Source organism: Novosphingobium piscinae, assembly GCF_014230355.1.
In the GTDB taxonomy this organism is placed as follows: domain Bacteria; phylum Pseudomonadota; class Alphaproteobacteria; order Sphingomonadales; family Sphingomonadaceae; genus Novosphingobium; species Novosphingobium piscinae.
The window spans coordinates 1-17,457 of sequence record NZ_JACLAX010000004.1 but is presented as its reverse complement, the minus strand read 5'-3'; the positions used below and the strand labels follow the sequence as shown (position 1 = coordinate 17,457).

Below are 17,457 nucleotides of genomic sequence, written 5' to 3'. Positions count from 1 at the left end.
CTCAGTCCGCGACGGGGTGGCGGCGGCGGTATCGCACCGACCACCACAGCGACGCGCCGATCAGCAGGGCGCCGATCAGCCCCGTAATCGTCTCGGGAATGGCGAAGCGCGCCGAGAGGAGCATGATCGCCGCCAGTGCGACGATCGCCCAGAAGGCCCCGTGCTCGAGATAGCGATACTCGCTGAGCGTGCCGCGCTCGACCAGCATGATCGTCAGCGAGCGGACGAACATCGCCCCGATCGACAAGCCCAGCGCGATCACCACCATGTTGTTGGACAGCGCGAAGGCCCCGATCACCCCGTCGAAGCTGAACGAGGCGTCCAGCACGTTGAGATAGAGGAACCCGCTCAGCCCGGACCGCACGACCGCGCCGGCCGCCTGCTGCGCCGCCTCGTGCATCTCGAGCACGGTGCCGATCGCCTCCACCGCGATGAAGGCGACGATGCCGAGCATCCCGGCCACCAGGAACGGCAGCGCCTCGGCGCCGTCGAGCAGCAGCGAGATGGCATAGAGCGCCAGCAGCAGCACCGCGATCTCGGCCGCCTTGATGTTCGAGACCAGGCTGAGCTTCTGCTCGATCGCCCGGATCCAGTGCACGTCCTTGTCCTGGTCGAAGAAGAAGCTCAGCCCCACCATGGCGAGAAAGGCGCCACCAAAGCCGGCGATGCCGATGTGCGCGCTGCTGACGATCGCCTCGTAGCGCGCCGGCTCGTCCAGCGAGAGGCGGACCGCGTCGAGCGGGCCGAGCCGGGCGGCGATGCCAACGATCGCCAGGGGGAACAGGATGCGCATGCCGAACACCGCGATCACCATGCCCCAGGTCAGGAAGCGGCGGCGCCAGACCGGCGCCATGGTCTCGAGCACCGTGGCATTGACCACGGCATTGTCGAACGACAGCGAGATCTCGAGCACCGACAGCACTACCACGATCCACAGCAGCTCGAGCGTGGCGCCGACCGAGCCGGTCTGCGACCAGCCATAGGCGCCGCCGAGGAGCAGGCAGGCGAGGGTGAACAGGACCGAGCCGCGGAAGAACGACGCGGTCGAGCGGACGGAAGCGGAGCCGGCGTCGGCCGGCGAGGCGGCGCTGCTCATGTCGGCCGGGCTCATTTCGGCTGGTAGGTCTGTTCGCGGCCAGGGAAGATCCGGGCGCGGACCTCGGCGGCATAGTCGGCGGCCGCGCCCGAGATCACCTCGGACAGGGCCGCATAGCGCTTGACGAAGCGGGGCACGCGCTCGAACAGGCCGAGCATGTCCTCGGTGACCAGCACCTGGCCATCGCAGCGGGCCGAGCCGCCGATCCCGATCACCGGGCAGGCCGCGGCCTCGGTCACCGCGATGGCGATCGGTTCGACCACGCCCTCGACCACGATGGCGAAGGCTCCTGCTTCGGCCAGGGCCACCGCGTCGCTGACGATCTTGGCCGCTTCGGCCTCGCTGCGGCCGCGGGCGTTGTAGCCGCCCAGCACGTTGACCGCCTGCGGGGTCAGGCCGACGTGGCCCATCACCGGAATCCCGCGCCGGGTCAGAAAGGCCACGGTTTCGGCCATGGCCGCGCCGCCCTCGAGCTTGACCGCGGCGCAGCCCGTTTCCTTGAGCAGCCGCGCGGCGCTGGCGAAGGCCTGTTCGGGCGAGGCCTCGTAGGCGCCGAAGGGCATGTCGACCACGACCACGGCGTGATAGGAGCCGCGCACCACCGCCGCCCCGTGCGCCGCCATCAGGTCCAGCGTCACCGGCACGCTCGACGGCAGGCCGTAGATCACCTGGCCCAGCGAATCGCCGACCAGCAGGATATCGCAGTGCGGATCGAGCAGCTGCGCCTGGCGGGCGGTGTAGGCGGTGAGCATGACGATCGGCTCGGCCGTGGCGCCATCCTGCTTGCGCTGGCGGATCGCGGGCACGGTCAGCCGTTTCATCGGGGCGGGGGTGGGGTTCGCCCGGCTCGTGCTCGTATCGAGCTGGAAGGTGGTGGACATCGGGCGGTCTTAGCCGCGGCCGGCGCGAAGGTGAAGCGCAACGGCTTACGCCGGTGGCGGCGTGCGGTCTATTGGGGAAAAACCCCTTGCGCGGCGATGTCCTCGCGTTAGCCTTGTCGGTTCAACATCGCGGCCCGGAGCGGGCCGCTGACAGGGGAATCCGCATGTTTGGTCGCGTCAAGCCACTCGACGCCATTCTTGCCACAGCCGAAAAGAAATCGCTGCACCGCTCGCTGGGGGCTTTCCAGCTGACCATGCTGGGGATCGGCGCGGTCATCGGCACCGGTATCTTCGTACTCACCGCCGAGGCCGCCCAGAAGGCCGGCCCGGGCATGATGCTCAGCTTCGTCATCGCCGGCGTGGTCTGCGCGGTCGCCGCGCTGTGCTATGCCGAAATGGCCTCGATGGTCCCGGTCTCGGGATCGGCCTACACCTATTCCTATGCCGTGATGGGCGAGCTGATCGCCTGGATGGTCGGCTGGGCGCTGATCCTCGAATATGCGGTGGCCGCCGGCGCGGTCAGCGTCGGCTGGTCGGGCTATGTGGTCGGCCTGATCGAGAACCTGTTCGCCATCGACATCCCCAACACGCTGGTGCGCGGGCCGTTCGATGGCGGGCTGATCAACCTGCCGGCGATGCTGATCGCCAGCCTGGTCACCTGGCTGCTGGTGATCGGCACCAAGGAAAGCGCCACGGTCAACGCCGCGCTGGTGGTGATTAAGGTTTCGGCCCTGACCCTGTTCTGCGTGCTGGCCCTGCCCGTGATGAAGATGGAGAACTTCACGCCGTTCACCCCGCTCGGCTTCGGCGGCGTGGGCGCTGCGGCGGCCTCGATCTTCTTCGCCTATGTCGGCTTCGACGCGGTCTCGACCGCCGCCGAGGAGACCAAGAACCCGCAGCGCAACATGCCGATCGGCCTGATCGGCAGTCTCGCGATCTGCACCGTCTTCTATCTGCTGGTCGCGGCGGGGGTGATCGGCTCGGTCGGCGCCCAGCCGGTGCTCGACGCGATGGGCAACGGGCTCGAGCCCGGCAGCCGCGAGCTGGCCGCCAGCTGCGCCGCGATCGGCGACCAGGCCGTGGTCTGCTCGAAGGAGGCGCTGGCCTGGACCCTGCGCGAGATCGGCTGGCCGCAGGTCGGCAACCTGATCGGCTTCGCCGCCGGCATGGCGCTGCCCTCGGTGATCCTGATGATGATGTTCGGCCAGACCCGCATCTTCTTCGTGATGAGCCGCGACGGCCTGCTTCCCGCGGTGTTCTCGAAGATCCACCCGCAGTACAACACGCCTCACGTCATCACGATCCTGACCGGGATCGGCGTGGCGCTGTTCGCCGCCTTCTTCCCGGTCGGCCTGCTCGCCAACATCTCGAACTCGGGCACGCTGTTCGCCTTCGCCGCGGTGTCGTTCGCGGTGCTGCGGATCCGCGTCAAGGATCCCGCCCGCCACCGCCCGTTCCGCACCCCGGCGATCTGGATCACCTCGCCGCTGGCCTCTCTCGGCTGCCTCTACCTGTTCTGGAACCTCGACACGAAGAGCCTGCAGCTGTTCGCGATCTGGGCGGTGATCGGCCTTGTAGTCTACTTCGCCTACAGCCGCAGCCGGAGCCACGTCGGCCGCGGCATCGTCGAAGTGCACGAAGACGACGCCGATGCCCCGCCGCAACCCGTGCCGCCGCTGCCCTGAAGCTGCGGTCGGCCGCGCGACGCCGATGAAGGGCCACCCGGCGGGGTGGCCCTTTTTCGATGGTCCCGCGCGGGCGCGGGGGGGCATGGTCCGGCCGTGTCATCCCGGTCGGCTCGGCGTGGCCGGTATCAGCCTGCCGCCTGTCCGTTGAGACGGGGTGGTCAGATCGTTCAAAAGAACGTATGCGGAACAGATGTCGCAACTGCCCCTGCAAGAGCGCCTGGCCATCCTTGCCGACGCCGCCAAGTACGACGCCTCGTGCGCCTCGTCCGGCACCGCCAAGCGCACCAGCCGCGGCGGCAAGGGGATCGGCTCGACCGAGGGCATGGGGATCTGCCATGCCTATGCCCCGGACGGGCGCTGCATCTCGCTGCTCAAGATCCTGCTGACCAACCACTGCGTGTTCGACTGCCACTACTGCATCAACCGCAAGAGCTCGAACGTGCGCCGGGCGCGCTTCACCCCGCAGGAGGTGGTCGACCTCACGCTCGCCTTCTACCGCCGCAACTACATCGAGGGCCTGTTCCTCTCCTCGGGCATCGTCAAAAGCTCGAACCACACGATGGAGCAGCTGATCGAGGTCGCGCGGATCCTGCGCGAGGAGCATGACTTCCGCGGCTACATCCATCTCAAGACGATCCCCGAGGCCGACCCCGAACTGGTCCGTCAGGCCGGGCTGTGGGCCGACCGGGTTTCGATCAACGTCGAGCTGCCCACCGCCGCCGGGCTGACCCGGCTGGCGCCCGACAAGAACATCGCCACGATCGAGGGCGCGATGGGCGGGGTGTCACAGGCGATCGTCGAGGCGAAGGACGCGCGCCGGCACTTCCGCCATGCCCCGCGCTTCGCCCCGGGCGGGCAGTCCACCCAGATGATCGTCGGGGCCGATGGCGCCAGCGATACCGACATCGTTACCCGCTCGAGCCTGCTGTACGGGCGGTTCGGCCTGCGCCGGGTCTACTATTCGGCCTTCAGCCCGATCCCCGATGCCAGCGCCGTCCTGCCGCTGAAGCGCCCGCCGCTGCTGCGCGAGCACCGGCTCTACCAGTCCGACTGGCTGATGCGCTTCTACGGCTTCGCCCCGGGCGAGGTCGCCGCCGCGGCAGGCAGCGATGGCATGCTGCCGCTCGACATCGATCCCAAGCTGGCCTGGGCCCTGCGCTTTCGCGAGCGCTTCCCGGTCGACGTCAACCGTGCCCCGCGCGAGGCGCTGCTGCGCGTGCCCGGGCTGGGCGTGCGCGCGGTGGGGGCGCTGCTGGCCGCGCGGCGCCAGCGGCGGCTGCGGCTCGAGGATGTCGGCCGGCTCACCGTGTCGCTCGCCAAGGTGCGCCCGTTCATCGTCACGGCTGACTGGCGGCCGACCCTGCTGACCGACCGCGCCGATCTCAGGGCGCTCGTCGCCCCGGCGCAGCCCGACCAGCTTGAGCTGTTCGCGGCGTGAACGCGCCGCCGGCGGCCCGCTCCGGTCTGCGGGTGGTCACGCTCGCCGCCGCGGATGACGTCGCCGAATGGCGCGCCGCGGCGCGGGGGCTGCTGGCTGCGGGCGTTCCTCCGGCCGAGGTGCTGTGGCGCGAGCCGGGGGCCGGGGTGGCCGACCTGTTCGCCCAGCCACCCGTCGCCCAGCCACCCGTCGCTCAGCCACCCGTCACCATGCCGACCGGGACGACCGGCGGCAGCGCCCAGATCCGGGTTTCGCGCGCCTTCCTCGAGCTGGCCGGGCGCGCCGCGCTGCACCGCGATCCACAGCGCTTCGATCTGCTGTACCGCCTGCTCTGGCGGTTGCAGCGCCAGCCCCGGCTGATCGACGATGCCGCCGATCCCGACGTGCGGCGGTTGCACGATCTGGCCCGCGCGGTGCGGCGCGACATCCACAAGATGCGCGCCTTCGTCCGCTTCCGCGAACTGATCGAACCCGATGGGACCGCGCGCTACGTCGCCTGGTTCGAGCCGCAGCACCACATCCTGCGCGCCAATGCGCGGTTCTTCGTTGACCGCTTCACCGCGATGCGCTGGTCGATCCTGACCCCTGCCGGCTCGCTCGACTGGGACGGGCACACCCTGCGCGAAGGGCCGCCGGCAAGCCGCGCCGAGGCGCCGGCGGGCGATGCCGCGGAAGACCTCTGGCGGACCTATTATGCCTCGATCTTCAACCCCGCGCGGCTCAAGATCGGCGCCATGCTCAAGGAGATGCCGCGGCGGTACTGGAAGAACCTGCCCGAGGCGGCGCTGATCCCGGCGCTGGTCGCCGGGGCCCAGGCGCGCGAGGCGGCGATGGTCCAGGCCGGGGCGATCGACTTCGGCGAAGCTCCCGCCAGCCTGGCCGCGGTGGGATCGGCCATCGCCGCCTGCCGCCACTGCGCGATCGGCGGCAACGGCACCCGCGCGGTGCCCGGCGAGGGGCCGCCGGACGCGGTGCTGATGATCGTCGGCGAACAGCCGGGCGACAGCGAGGAGGCGCAAGGGCGCCCCTTCGTTGGCCCAGCCGGGCAGCTGCTGCGCGGCCATCTCGGCGCCGCCGGGATCGCCGCCGGGGACTGCTATGTGACCAATGCGGTGAAGCACTTCAAGTTCACCCCGCGCGGCAAGCGCCGCCTGCACCAGTCGCCCACCGCGAGCGAGATCGACACCTGCCGCTGGTGGCTCGACAGCGAACGCGCGCTGGTGGCGCCCCGGCTGGTGCTGGCCCTGGGCGCCAGCGCCGCGCGCGGCGTGCTGGGCCGGACGGTCTCGGTCCAGCGCGAGCGGGGCCAGCCACTGGCGCTCGACGACGGCAGCGAGCTCTGGATCACCACCCATCCGTCCTACCTGCTGCGCCTGCCCGAGGAGAGCCGCGCCGCGGAAGAGCAGCGCTTCGCCGCCGATCTGCGGGCCGTGGCACAGCGGCTGAAGGGGATCGGGGCGTGAGCAGGCGTTGCAGGTGGGCCGTCCGTCAGCTGCCTTGCGCCCCGTTGCGCACCTTTGCGCTATCCCCTTGGGCCGAGCGACGCGCAGGCTGGTCCTGCCGGACCAAGCGTCCGGCCTGAACAGGTTCGCCCACCTCGCTTCCGTTCGCCTCGAGCGACGTCGAAAGGCCCCGGACGGCGTGTCTCGACTGCGCTCGACCCTAACGGGCGTTGCTGGGGTTCGACCTCGACAGGACAGACTCTTGCCGGGGTTGAGAGGGGATGGGAGCAAGGAGCGGGTGCTGGCCCGTCTCGCAGCCCTCTCCCCTGAAGGGGTGAGGGCTGTTGCGTTACTCGGCTGGAAGTGGCGGGTTTCGATCCCTCAATGATCATCGCCCCGGACCTGATCCGGGGCCGGGCTGCCCTCTGTGGCAGCGGCGCAAACCCGCAAGCCGGGTCCCGGGTCCCTGACCCGCGTCAGGGCAGGCAAGCCCGGGATGACGGGGGAGCGGCAAGGCCGGACATGCCCGGTTGCTATCCTCCGGATCTTCCCCCAGCGGGAGGGAGCCGAAGCGTCCGCTCCCCGCCCATCCCGGCCATCCCGCCGCGACGGGCCTAGACCGCCTCGAGCGAGTAGCCTGCCGAGCGCACCGTGCGCACCGGATCAGGCAGGCCCGGCATTTCGATGCCCTTGCGCAGGCGGCGGATATGCACGTCGACAGTGCGCAGCTCGATGTCGCTGCCGGTGCCCCAGACCGCATCGAGCAGCTGGTTGCGCGAGAAGACCCGGCCGGGGTGCTCCATGAAGTGGCGCAGCAGGCGGAATTCGGTCGGCCCCAGCGCGATGGTGGTCCCGCGGCGGGTGACGCGGTGGGCCGTGGCGTCGAGCGTCAGGTCGCCGACCGCGAGCATCTCGCCGGCCAGTGCCGGGCGGATGCGCCGCATGATCGCGTTGACCCGGGCGACCAGCTCGCGCGGCGAGAACGGCTTGGTGACATAGTCGTCGGCTCCGGTCTCGAGCCCGCGCACGCGGTCATCCTCGGCCTCGCGCGCGGTCAGCATGACGATCGGCACGTGCGCGGTCTTCTTGTCGCGGCGCAACCGGCGGCAGACCTCGATGCCGCTGGTGCCCTCGATCATCCAGTCGAGGATGACCACGTCGGGCACCTCCTCGGCGGCGAGCAGCAGGGCCTCGTCGCCATCGTCGGTGCGGGTCACGGCGTAACCCTCGGCGCGGAAGCGGAACTCGACCAGTTCGGCCAGGGCCTGGTCATCCTCGACGAGCAGCAGGCGGGGTTGGGACATGGGGGGTTCCTGTCTGGCGGATCAGTTCGTGCCGTTCCGGTCGTCGCGGTCGGTGAGGTAGAGCCCGGTGGCGGCATAGTGGACCATCTCGGCCACGTTGGTCGCATGATCCCCGATCCGCTCGATGTTGCGGGTCACCAGCATCAGTTCGGCGGCCGAGGAGATCGACGCCGGGTTCTCGAGCATGTGGGTCAGCAGGTTGCGGAAGATGCTGTCGTAGAAGGCATCGACCTTGTCGTCGCGGGCCACCACGTCGATCGCCAGCTGCGGATCGCGCGCGGCGAAGGCGGTCATCACGTCGTGGACCATGCCCCCGGCGATCTCGGCCATGGCCGGGATGAGGGTCAGCGGCTCGAACTTCTTGCGGTTCTCGACCCGCTTGGCGCTGCGCGCGATGTTCTTGGCATAGTCGCCGATCCGCTCGAGCACGCCGGCGATCTTCAGCGCGGCGATCACCTCGCGCAGGTCGTCGGCCATCGGCGCGCGCAGCGCGATCACGCGCACCGCCAGCTTGTCGACCTCCATCTCGAGCGCGTCGATCCGCTTGTCCCGCGCGATCACGGTGTCGGCCGTCGCCTCGTTGCCGCGCACCAGCGCGTCGAGCGCCTCGTCGATGGCGACTTCGACCAATCCGCCCATCTCGGCGATCAGGCCGCGCAGACGGGTGATGTCCTCGTCGAATGCCTTGACGGTGTGTTCCTGGGCCATCGCCTGATTTGCTCCCGCGTCAGCCGTAGCGGCCGGTGATGTAGTCCTTGGTGCGCTCTTCGCGCGGATTGGTGAAGATGTCCGAGGTCTTGCCGTATTCCACCATGGTCCCGAGGTGGAAGAAGGCCGTGCGCTGCGACACGCGCGCCGCCTGCTGCATCGAATGGGTGACGATGACGATCGCGTAGCGGCCCTTGAGCTCGCCGATCAGCTCCTCGATCCGCGCCGTGGCGATCGGATCGAGCGCCGAGCAGGGCTCGTCCATCAGGATCACCTCGGGATCGACCGCGATGGCCCGGGCGATGCACAGGCGCTGCTGCTGCCCGCCCGAGAGCGCCGTGCCGCTGTCGGCCAGGCGGTCCTTGACCTCGTCCCACAGGCCGGCGCGGCGCAGCGACCGTTCGACGATCGCGTCGAGATCGGCCTTGTTGCCGGCCAGCCCGTGGATGCGCGGGCCATAGGCGACGTTCTCGTAGATCGACTTGGGGAAGGGATTGGGCTTCTGGAAGACCATGCCCACGCGGGCGCGCAACTGCACCACGTCCATGCCCGAGCGGTAGATGTCCTCGCCGTCGAGCCGGATCTCGCCTTCCACCCGCGCGCTGGCGATGGTGTCGTTCATCCGGTTGAGCGTGCGCAGGAAGGTGGACTTGCCGCAGCCCGAGGGACCGATGAAGGCCGTGACATATTCGGTCGCGATGTCGATCGAGACGCGGTCGAGCGCCTGCTTGTCGCCGTAGAACACGGAGACGTCGCGGGCCGAGATCTTGGCGTCGACCGGGTCAAGTTCGTGGAAGGTGGTCACCAGCGTTTCTCGAAGCGGTTGCGCAGATAGATGGCCAGGCCATTCATCGCGAGGAGGAACAGGAGCAGGACGATGATCGCGGCGCTGGTCCGCTCGACGAAGCCGCGGTCGATTTCGTCGGACCAGAGGAAGATCTGCACCGGCAGCACGCTGGACGGCGCGGTCAGCCCGTCGGGCGGGGTCGCCACGAAGGCGCGCATGCCGATCATCAGCAGCGGCGCGGTCTCGCCCAGCGCGCGCGCCATGCCGATGATCGTGCCGGTCATGATGCCGGGCAGGGCCAGCGGCAGGACGTGGTGGAACACCACCTGGACGCGGCTGGCGCCGATTCCCAGCGCGGCATCGCGGATCGACGGCGGCACTGCCTTGATCGCGTTGCGGCCCGAGATGACGATCACCGGCATGGCCATCAGCGCCAGGGTCATCCCGCCGATCAGCGGGGCCGAGCGCCAGTTGGGAAACAGCCCGAGGAACACGGCCAGGCCAAGCAGCCCGAAAATGATCGAGGGCACCGCCGCGAGATTGTTGATCGACACCTCGATCACGTCGGTCCAGCGGTTCCGCGGGGCATATTCCTCGAGGTAGACCGCGGCGAGCACGCCGATCGGGAAGGCGAGGGCAAGGGTTACCGCCATGGTCAGGATCGAGCCCTTGAGCGCGCCCCAGATCCCCACCGACTGGGCATGGGTGGAATCGGCGCGGCGCAGGAAGCCGAAGTCCCAGGCGCGCACCAGCCTGCCTTCGGCTGCCAGCCTGGCGGCGAGCGGGCGCAGGCGCAGGTTGCCATCGCCGCGCAGCGCGGCGGCCAGATCGTCGCTGACCGGGAGCGACAGCTCGGTCCGGCGGCTGAGCAGGCCGGGCTCCGCGATCAGCCGGGCGGCCACCTCGCGCCAGGCATCGGTATCGAGCTCGGCCGCGGCCTCCGCGCCAACCGCCTGGGTCGCGGCGAAGGTCACCACCTCGGCCAGCCCGGCACCCTCGAGCACCCGCACGGCATCGCTGCCCTTGAGCTGGGCGGGATCGACCGTCAGCACCCCGCTGGCGAAATCGATCGGCACGTGCAGTTCGGTGCGCTTGAAGCCGCCGATGCCGTTCGCCGCCATGGTCACCAGCAGGAACACCAGCACAGTGGCCGAGAACAGGATCGCGCCCAGCCCGAGCGCACGGAAGCGGCGTTCGGCGGCATAGCGGGCGGCCAGGCGCCGGGCGACCACTTCAGGATCGCGCGCCGCGCGGGCGAGGGGGGCGGAGGGCTCAGTCATAGGCTTCGCGGAACCGCTTGACCACGCGCAGGGCGATGAAGTTCAGCGCCAGCGTGACGAGGAACAGGACCATGCCCAGCGCGAAGGCCGACAGCGTGGCGGGGTGATCGAAGCTGCCCTCGCCGGTGAGCATGGCGACGATCTGGAAGGTCACCGTGGTCATCGATTCGAACGGGTTGGCGGTCAGCCGGGCGGTGGCCCCCGCCGCCATGACGACGATCATCGTCTCGCCGATGGCGCGGCTGACGGCCAGCATCACCCCGGCAACGATCCCGGGCAGGGCGGCGGGGACCAGCACGCGGCGGATCGTCTCGTAGCGGGTGGCGCCCATCGCGAGGCTGCCGTCGCGCATCGCCTGCGGCACCGCGGCGATCGAATCGTCGGCCATCGAGGAGACGAACGGGATGATCATGATCCCCATCACCAGTCCGGCGGCGAGCGCGCTTTCCGACGAGGCGCTGGCGATGCCGATCGCCTTGGCGGCATCGCGGATCGCCGGCGCGACGGTGAGCGCGGCGAAATAGCCGTAGACCACGGTGGGCACCCCGGCGAGGATCTCGAGCATCGGCTTGACCCATCGGCGCAGGGCTGGGGAGGCGTACTGGGTGAGATAGATCGCGCTCATCAGCCCCAGCGGGATTGCCACCAGCATTGCGATCACCGCGCCGATGTAGAGCGTTCCCCAGAACAGCGGCAGTGCGCCATAGGCCTCGCCGGTCGCGGGGCCCACGGCGGCCATCGGATCGGGGGCCCAGTGGGTGCCGAACAGGAAGCGCAGCGGCGAGACGAATTCGAAGAAGCGGAAGGTCTCGAACAGCAGCGAGGCGACGATGCCGAAGGTGGTCAGGATCGCCACCAGCGAGGCGCCGAGCAGCAGCCCCATGACGATCCGCTCGACCTGGGTCCGGGCGGTGAACTCGGGGCGCAGGCGCAGGAAGGCCCAGGCGCCCCCGGCGAAGCCCAGCACCAGCGTGGCGGTCACGCCAACCCCGCCATAGAGCCGCAGCGCGTGCTCGAAGGCCGGAACCAGCGCGCGCGCCAGCGGATGGAAGGCGGCCTCGGCCTGGCCGGTCGCCAGCGCGCGGGCCTCGGCCAGGATCGCGTCGCGGGTGATCCCGAAGGCGGGCAGGTCACGGGCCGCCGGATCGGCGAGGACGCTGGCCATGACCAGTCCCTGGCTGGCCCCGCTCCACACCAGCGCGAACAGCCCGGCCGGCAGTCCCGCGCAGAGCGCGACGAACCAGGCGTGGTAGCCGGGCAGCGAATGCGGCCGCCGCGCCGGATCGCTGCGCCGGAAGGTCCGCGCCCGCGCCCGCGCCACGAGCCAGCCGACCACGCCAAGCGCGAGGACCAGCAGCAGCGGGATGACGGGTGACACGGGCGCGGCGCTTTCGGTGGGGTTACTTGAGGGTGGTCGGGTCGAGCAGGGTGAACTCGGCGGCGATCTTGGCGTTCTTGGCCTGGACCTCGTCGGGCGCCACGACCATGCCCTGCTTGGCGAGCAGGCCGCCCTTGCTCCACGCCTTGGCCCATTCCGCGACGAACTCCTTGAGCCCGCGGATGGCGTCGAGGTGGGCGGCCTTGACGTAGATGTACAGCGGCCGCGCGCCCGGATAGCTGAAGTCGGCAATGGTCTGGTAGGTCGGCATGACCCCGGTCATCGGCAGGCCGCGCAGCTTGTCGCCATTCTCCTCGAGGTAGCTGAACCCGAACACGCCGACGGCGGCGGGGTTGGCCTCGAGCTTCTGGACGATCAGGTTGTCGTTCTCGCCGGCATCGACATAGGCGCCGTCGCTGCGCACCTCGGTGCAGATCTTGTCGAACTTGTCCTTGTCGCTGGTCTTCAGCGCCTTCATCGCCGGGTCGCTCTCGCAGCCCTTGGCGAGGATCAGCTCCTTGAGCGCATCGCGGGTGCCCGAGGTCGACGGCGGGCCGTAGACCAGGATCGGCTCCTTGGGCAGGGCCGGGTTCACGTCGGACCACAGCTTGGCGGTGTTGGGCTGGCCGAAGGGGTTGGCGGCCAGCGCCTTGTAGACGTCGGCCGGGGTCAGCGCGAAGCCGCTGGGGCCGGCGGCCGCCTCGGCGAAGGCGATCCCGTCAAGGCCGACCTGGATCTCGACGATCTTGTCGACGCCGTTCTTGGCGCATTCCTCGTATTCCGACTTCTTCATCCGCCGCGAGGCGTTCTCGACGTCGGGATGCTCGGCCCCCACGCCCTTGCAGAACAGCTTCATGCCCGCCCCGGTCCCGGTCGATTCGATGATCGGCGACTTGATCGCCGGGTCCGACTTGGCGAGCGAATCGGCCACCGCCTTGGCGAAGGGATAGACCGTGGAGGAGCCGACCGCGCGGATCTGGTCGCGCGTCCCGCCCTGGCTGCCGCCGCAGGCTGCGAGCAGCGCGCAGGCCGTGAGGACGGTTCCGGTGGTGAGGCCCTGTTTAAACATCGTCGGCAAGCTCCGTTGGTGCGGGATTGCCTGCGCTCTGTGTAAGAATCATGACACCTTCATGACAACGCGGAAGCGCCCGCCTCGTGGCGCGGCAGGGTGACCGTGACCGTGGTGCCGACCCCCAGCGTGCTGGCGATGTCGAGCCGCCCGCGGTGCCGTTCGACGATGTGCTTGACGATCGCCAGTCCCAGCCCGGTCCCGCCCGCCCCGCGGCTGCGGCCGGGGTCGGTGCGGTAGAAGCGGCGGGTCAGGTGGGGCAGGTGCTCGGGCGCGATGCCGGCGCCCTGGTCGGTCACCGCCAGCTCGACCGTCCGTTCGCCCCGCAGCGTCAGCGCGACGCGCACCGGGCTGGCCGGATCGCCATATTTGAGGGCATTATCGATCAGGTTGCGCACCAGCTGCTCGAGCTGGGTGCGATCGCCCTGGACGGCGAGCGGGCCGGTCGGGACCGCGGTGACCACGCGGTCGCGCCCGGCGATGGCCTGCGCCTCGCCGGCCACCCGCTCCGCCAGCCGGACCAGATCGATCGCCGTGTCCGGGAGGTCGTGCTTCTCGGCCTCGACCTGCGAGAGCGACATCAGGTCGGCCACCAGCGACTGCATCCGCCGCGCCTCGCGCAGCACGGTCTGGTGGAAGCGCTCACGGGTCGGCGGATCGATCGCGTCGGCCGAATCCTGGAGCGTCTCGACATAGCCGATGATCGCCGCCAGCGGGGTGCGCAGCTCGTGGCTGGCATTGGCGACGAAGTCGGTATGGGCGCGGCTGACGTCGGCCTCGCTGGTGCGGTCGAGCAGCTCGATCAGCCAGGCGGTGTCGTTGATCCGCCGCCGGGTCAGCTGCCACAGGGTGCGGCTGCCGGCGAAGCCGGCGATCGTCACGGTCCCATCGCTGTCGCGGTCGAGCAGCTGCATCGCATCGGGATGGCGCAGCGCGATGCGGGCATCCTGGCCGAGGATGTGCGCGCCCAGCGCGGCCCGCGCCGGGGCATTGGCGGCGGCGATGCGCTGGCGCTCGATCAGCACCAGCGGCACCCCCACGGCCTCGAGCAGCGCCTCGCGGGTGTCCTCGACCAGCGTCGCCGTATCGACCACCGCCGGCAGGGCCGGGGGCTCGGGCCGGAACAGCCAGAGCGAGCCGCACCACAGCACGACGATGCCCACCGCCAGCAGCAGCCCGCCGCCGCTGGCCAGGATGGCGATGCCGCCGATCACGGCAAAGGTCGTGCCGGCCCAGGGCTGGGGTTGCTCTCCCGTCATCACGGGCGCGACCTAGCCGGGCTGCGGCGCGGCGGCCAGCGGAGTTTTGTGACAGTGCGGAGAGCGGGCAACCGGAGCCTGCCGCATGCTGGCTGGCCAAGGCTGCGATGGTGACCCCTACGGGAATCGAACCCGTGTTTCAGCCGTGAGAGGGCCGCGTCCTGACCGCTAGACGAAGGGGCCACATAGCCACGTGGCGTGGTCTGTCCGGCCAACCCGCAGGAGCGGACCGGAAGAGGATGGTGACCCCTACGGGAATCGAACCCGTGTTTCAGCCGTGAAAGGGCCGCGTCCTGACCGCTAGACGAAGGGGCCGCCCCGGCTCGCGCCGGAGAGGAGGCGCCTTTAGGTGGATCACCGGCGGGGGTCAACCCCGGATTTGCCGGGGCGCGGCCTGCCCCTTGGCGCAGGTCGGCGGAGCGGCCGCGCGGCTCAGTCGGCGAAGGCCGCATCGTCGATGTGCAGCTCGGCCTGGGGACGGCTTGCCCAGTCGTCGATCTTGGCCCGGCCGGCCAGCCACAGCCGCCGGTCGCGGGTGCCGTGCAGGAGGGTCTGGCCCAGCTCGGTCGATCCCGCGCGGAAGGCCACGGCCTTGAACGAGGCCCCGTCATCGCCGCGCACGATCAGCCGGACATGATCGTTGCCGACCACGTCCGCGCGGACCACGCGCAGCGGCCCGACCGCGACGCGCGGCGCCGGCCAGCCCATCCCGAACGGCCCCGCGCTCTCCAGCCGCTCGATCAGCGCCGGGGTCAGGCCGCGCGGGGTGAGCCCGAGATCCAGCGTCAGCGCCTGGTTGGCCATGGCCGTGGTCACGGCCGCACCGAGCCGGGCGTCAAGCCACTCGGCCAGCGCGTCCAGCCGGGCCGGCTCGATCGTCAGCCCGGCCGCCATGGCATGGCCGCCGCCGGCGACCAGCAGTCTGGCCTCGCGCGCGGCGATGATCGCCGCGCCCAGATCGACCCCGGGGATCGACCGGCCCGAGCCCTTGCCATGTCCCGCCGCGTCGGCGTCGAGCGCGATCACCAGCGTCGGCTTGCCGGTCTTCTCCTTGACCCGCCCGGCGACGATGCCGATCACCCCGGGGTGCCAGCCGGCGCCGGCCAGCACCAGCACGGCGCGGTTGTGCTGGGCTGCCAGCTGGGCCTCGGCCGCCTCCTGCACCGCCTGCTCGATCGCGCGGCGCTCCTCGTTGAGGGCCGAGAGCTGGGCGGCGATGGCGCGCGCCTCGTCGGGGTCCTCGGTGGTCAGCAGCCGCACGCCCAGCGTCGATTCGCCGACCCGGCCGCCGGCATTGATCCGCGGCCCCAGCGCGAAACCCAGATCGCTGCAGGTCGGCGCGCGGTTGAGCCGGCTGGCGTCGATCAGCGCCGCCATGCCGGTGTTGTCGCGCCGCGCCATCACCTTGAGCCCCTGCGCCACCAGCGCGCGGTTGAGCCCGTGCAGCGCGGCGACATCGGCCACGGTGCCCAGCGCGACCAGGTCGAGCAGCGCGAACAGGTCGGGCTCGGGCCGGCCGGCGAAGAAACCGCGTCCGCGCAGGCAGCGCACGGTGGCCACGGCAAGCAGGAAGGCCACCCCGACCGCGGCCAGGTGCCCGTGCGCGGCGCCGGTCTCGCTCTCGTCGAGACGGTTGGGGTTGACCAGCGCGGCGGCCCGCGGAAGCTCGGCCGAGCACTTGTGGTGATCGACCACGATCACGTCGATCCCGGCCGCCGCGGCCATGCCCAGCGCCTCGTGCGCCATGGCCCCGCAATCGACCGTGACGATCAGGCGCGAGCCCTGGGCCCCGAGCCGCACCAGCGCCTCGCCCGAGGGGCCATAGCCTTCGAGCAGACGGTCGGGGATGTAATAGCCGGCGGACAGCCCCAGGGCGCGCAGCAGCCGCACCAGCAGGGCCGCACTGGTCGCGCCGTCGACGTCGTAGTCGCCATAGATCGTCACCGCCTCCTGGCCGAGCACGGCCTCGGCCAGCCGTTCGGCCGCCGCGTCCATGTCGCGGAACTGCGAGGGATCGGGCAGGAAGGCGCGCAGCGAGGGGTTGCGGTGGCGCTCGAGATCCTCGCGCGCGACGCCGCGGGCGAGCAGCAGCTGGTCAACCAGATCATCGCCCAGCCAGCCGGCGTCGAGCGGATCGGGCCGGTCGGCGAGGTCCATGTTGCCGCCGCGCCAGCGCCATTGCCGCCCGCCGAGCGAGCGCGTGATTCCCGAAAGAGCCGTTGCGCGCGATGCCATGGCGGCGGGCTAGCCGATTGCCCTGCGCGCGGAAAGTGGAGCATCGGCGAAAGATCGTGATAAGCCCCGGGGACGCCCGCCGCGGAGGTTCGTGTCCCTTGTCCCACCCAAGCCTGCTCATCGTCTGGCACAGCCGCACCGGGGCGGCCGCCGCGCTGGCCCGCGCCGCCGCCGACGGCGCCGGGCCGGCGGCACGCCTGATCGAGGCCGGGGCCTGCCAGGCCGACGACCTGCTGGCGGCGCAGGGCTTCCTGTTCGTCGCGCCCGAGAACCTCGGCAGCCTGAGCGGGGCGATGAAGGAGCTGTTCGACCGCTGCTACTATCCGCTGCTCGGCCGGGTCGAGGGGCGCGGCTACGCGACGATCATCGCCGCCGGTTCGGACGGCAGCGGGGCGCAGCGCCAGCTTGACCGGATCGTCACCGGCTGGCGTCTGCGCCGGATCGCGCCGCCCCAGATCGCCTTGGTGGGCGCCCAGACCGCGGCCGAGATCCTCGCTCCCAAAGCGGTGACATCATCGCAGCTGCAGGCCGCGCGCGAGCTGGGCGAGGCCATGGCTCACGGGCTTGCGCTGGGGGTGTTCTGACCGCAAGAACACCTCCATTCCGGAGATAAATCCCTGTCACGGACTCGACCTGCGGGCGCTTTTTGCCGATGCTTGGGCCATGCAGGAAGCCACCCGTTCCGGCAGCGCCGGCCGGCGCCGCCCTCCCGCCACGGGGGCGCCCGGCCTGGTCCTGTATTTTGCCCCCGGTGCCCGTCCCGATCCCGCCGCGCTCGCCGCCGGGGCCAGCGGCTTCGCGCTCGCGCCCGACGCGGGCGCCGCGGGTGCCCCGGTCGAGCTGCGCGCGGCGGGCCTGCCCTTTGCCGCGCTGGGGCTGGCGCCCGGGCCGG

General features: G+C 70.8%; 15 protein-coding genes and 2 tRNA genes. 5 read left to right on the top strand and 12 right to left on the bottom strand.

Going from position 1 to position 17,457, the window contains the following annotated elements; all coding sequences use genetic code 11:
- Position 1 precedes the first annotated feature (1 nt).
- Together H7F53_RS05280 and panB are read right to left on the bottom strand one after the other, a co-directional pair.
- Positions 2-1,096: a DUF475 domain-containing protein gene (locus H7F53_RS05280; protein ID WP_185678446.1), complete on the bottom strand. Its 1,095-nt coding sequence runs from the start codon at positions 1,094-1,096 to the stop codon at positions 2-4.
- An 11-nt stretch (positions 1,097-1,107) separates the two neighbouring features.
- Entirely contained in the window at positions 1,108-1,977 is an 870-nt protein-coding gene (panB, locus tag H7F53_RS05275) for a 3-methyl-2-oxobutanoate hydroxymethyltransferase (protein WP_185678445.1), read from the bottom strand.
- 164 nt (positions 1,978-2,141) lie between these two features.
- Here panB and H7F53_RS05270 point away from each other — a divergent pair, with 164 nt between their 5' ends.
- The 3 genes from H7F53_RS05270 (at position 2,142) to H7F53_RS05260 (ending at position 6,566) form a co-directional block, all read left to right on the top strand.
- A complete protein-coding gene (locus tag H7F53_RS05270) occupies positions 2,142-3,662 on the top strand; it encodes an amino acid permease (protein ID WP_185678444.1) in 1,521 nt (506 codons plus the stop codon).
- A 193-nt stretch (positions 3,663-3,855) separates the two neighbouring features.
- Positions 3,856-5,103 (top strand): putative DNA modification/repair radical SAM protein, encoded by a 1,248-nt coding sequence (locus H7F53_RS05265; protein ID WP_185678443.1) that lies wholly within the window; start codon positions 3,856-3,858, stop codon positions 5,101-5,103.
- The gene (locus H7F53_RS05260; protein WP_343061931.1) at positions 5,100-6,566 is read left to right on the top strand and encodes a UdgX family uracil-DNA binding protein; all 1,467 of its coding nucleotides are present in this window, start codon (positions 5,100-5,102) and stop codon (positions 6,564-6,566) included. Before H7F53_RS05265 ends, H7F53_RS05260 begins: the two co-directional genes overlap by 4 nt.
- Before the next feature lie 593 nt (positions 6,567-7,159).
- On the opposite strand, the gene phoB is transcribed toward H7F53_RS05260, so the two are convergent.
- From phoB to recJ, 10 genes are all read right to left on the bottom strand, one after another.
- Positions 7,160-7,849 carry a phosphate regulon transcriptional regulator PhoB gene (gene phoB / locus H7F53_RS05255; protein WP_185678442.1) on the bottom strand — a complete coding sequence of 230 codons (690 nt, stop codon included), beginning with the start codon at positions 7,847-7,849 and terminating at the stop codon, positions 7,160-7,162.
- A 21-nt stretch (positions 7,850-7,870) separates the two neighbouring features.
- Entirely contained in the window at positions 7,871-8,557 is a 687-nt protein-coding gene (phoU, locus tag H7F53_RS05250) for a phosphate signaling complex protein PhoU (RefSeq protein ID WP_185678441.1), read from the bottom strand.
- Between the two features lie 19 nt (positions 8,558-8,576).
- Positions 8,577-9,362 (bottom strand): phosphate ABC transporter ATP-binding protein PstB, encoded by a 786-nt coding sequence (pstB, locus tag H7F53_RS05245; RefSeq protein ID WP_343061930.1) that lies wholly within the window; start codon positions 9,360-9,362, stop codon positions 8,577-8,579.
- Positions 9,359-10,624: a phosphate ABC transporter permease PstA gene (pstA, locus tag H7F53_RS05240; RefSeq protein WP_185678440.1), complete on the bottom strand. Its 1,266-nt coding sequence runs from the start codon at positions 10,622-10,624 to the stop codon at positions 9,359-9,361. Before pstA ends, pstB begins: the two co-directional genes overlap by 4 nt.
- On the bottom strand, positions 10,617-12,002 hold the full coding sequence (pstC, locus tag H7F53_RS05235) for a phosphate ABC transporter permease subunit PstC (RefSeq protein WP_185678439.1): 1,386 nt from the start codon (positions 12,000-12,002) through the stop codon (positions 10,617-10,619). Before pstC ends, pstA begins: the two co-directional genes overlap by 8 nt.
- A 22-nt stretch (positions 12,003-12,024) precedes the next feature.
- Entirely contained in the window at positions 12,025-13,071 is a 1,047-nt protein-coding gene (locus H7F53_RS05230) for a substrate-binding domain-containing protein (protein WP_185678438.1), read from the bottom strand.
- 59 nt (positions 13,072-13,130) lie between these two features.
- Positions 13,131-14,330: a sensor histidine kinase gene (locus H7F53_RS05225; RefSeq protein ID WP_185678437.1), complete on the bottom strand. Its 1,200-nt coding sequence runs from the start codon at positions 14,328-14,330 to the stop codon at positions 13,131-13,133.
- A gap of 108 nt (positions 14,331-14,438) precedes the next feature.
- A tRNA-Glu gene (locus H7F53_RS05220) sits at positions 14,439-14,513 on the bottom strand.
- Positions 14,514-14,570: 57 nt separating this feature from the next.
- A tRNA-Glu gene (locus H7F53_RS05215) sits at positions 14,571-14,645 on the bottom strand.
- 117 nt (positions 14,646-14,762) lie between these two features.
- A complete protein-coding gene (gene recJ, locus H7F53_RS05210) occupies positions 14,763-16,565 on the bottom strand; it encodes a single-stranded-DNA-specific exonuclease RecJ (RefSeq protein ID WP_185678436.1) in 1,803 nt (600 codons plus the stop codon).
- 98 nt (positions 16,566-16,663) lie between these two features.
- On the opposite strand from recJ, the gene H7F53_RS05205 reads away from it, so the two are divergent.
- Positions 16,664-17,149: a flavodoxin family protein gene (locus H7F53_RS05205; RefSeq protein WP_246438570.1), complete on the top strand. Its 486-nt coding sequence runs from the start codon at positions 16,664-16,666 to the stop codon at positions 17,147-17,149.
- A 79-nt stretch (positions 17,150-17,228) separates the two neighbouring features.
- Positions 17,229-17,457 (top strand): hypothetical protein (locus tag H7F53_RS05200; RefSeq protein ID WP_221773593.1); only part of this gene is annotated, 229 nt, incomplete at its 3' end.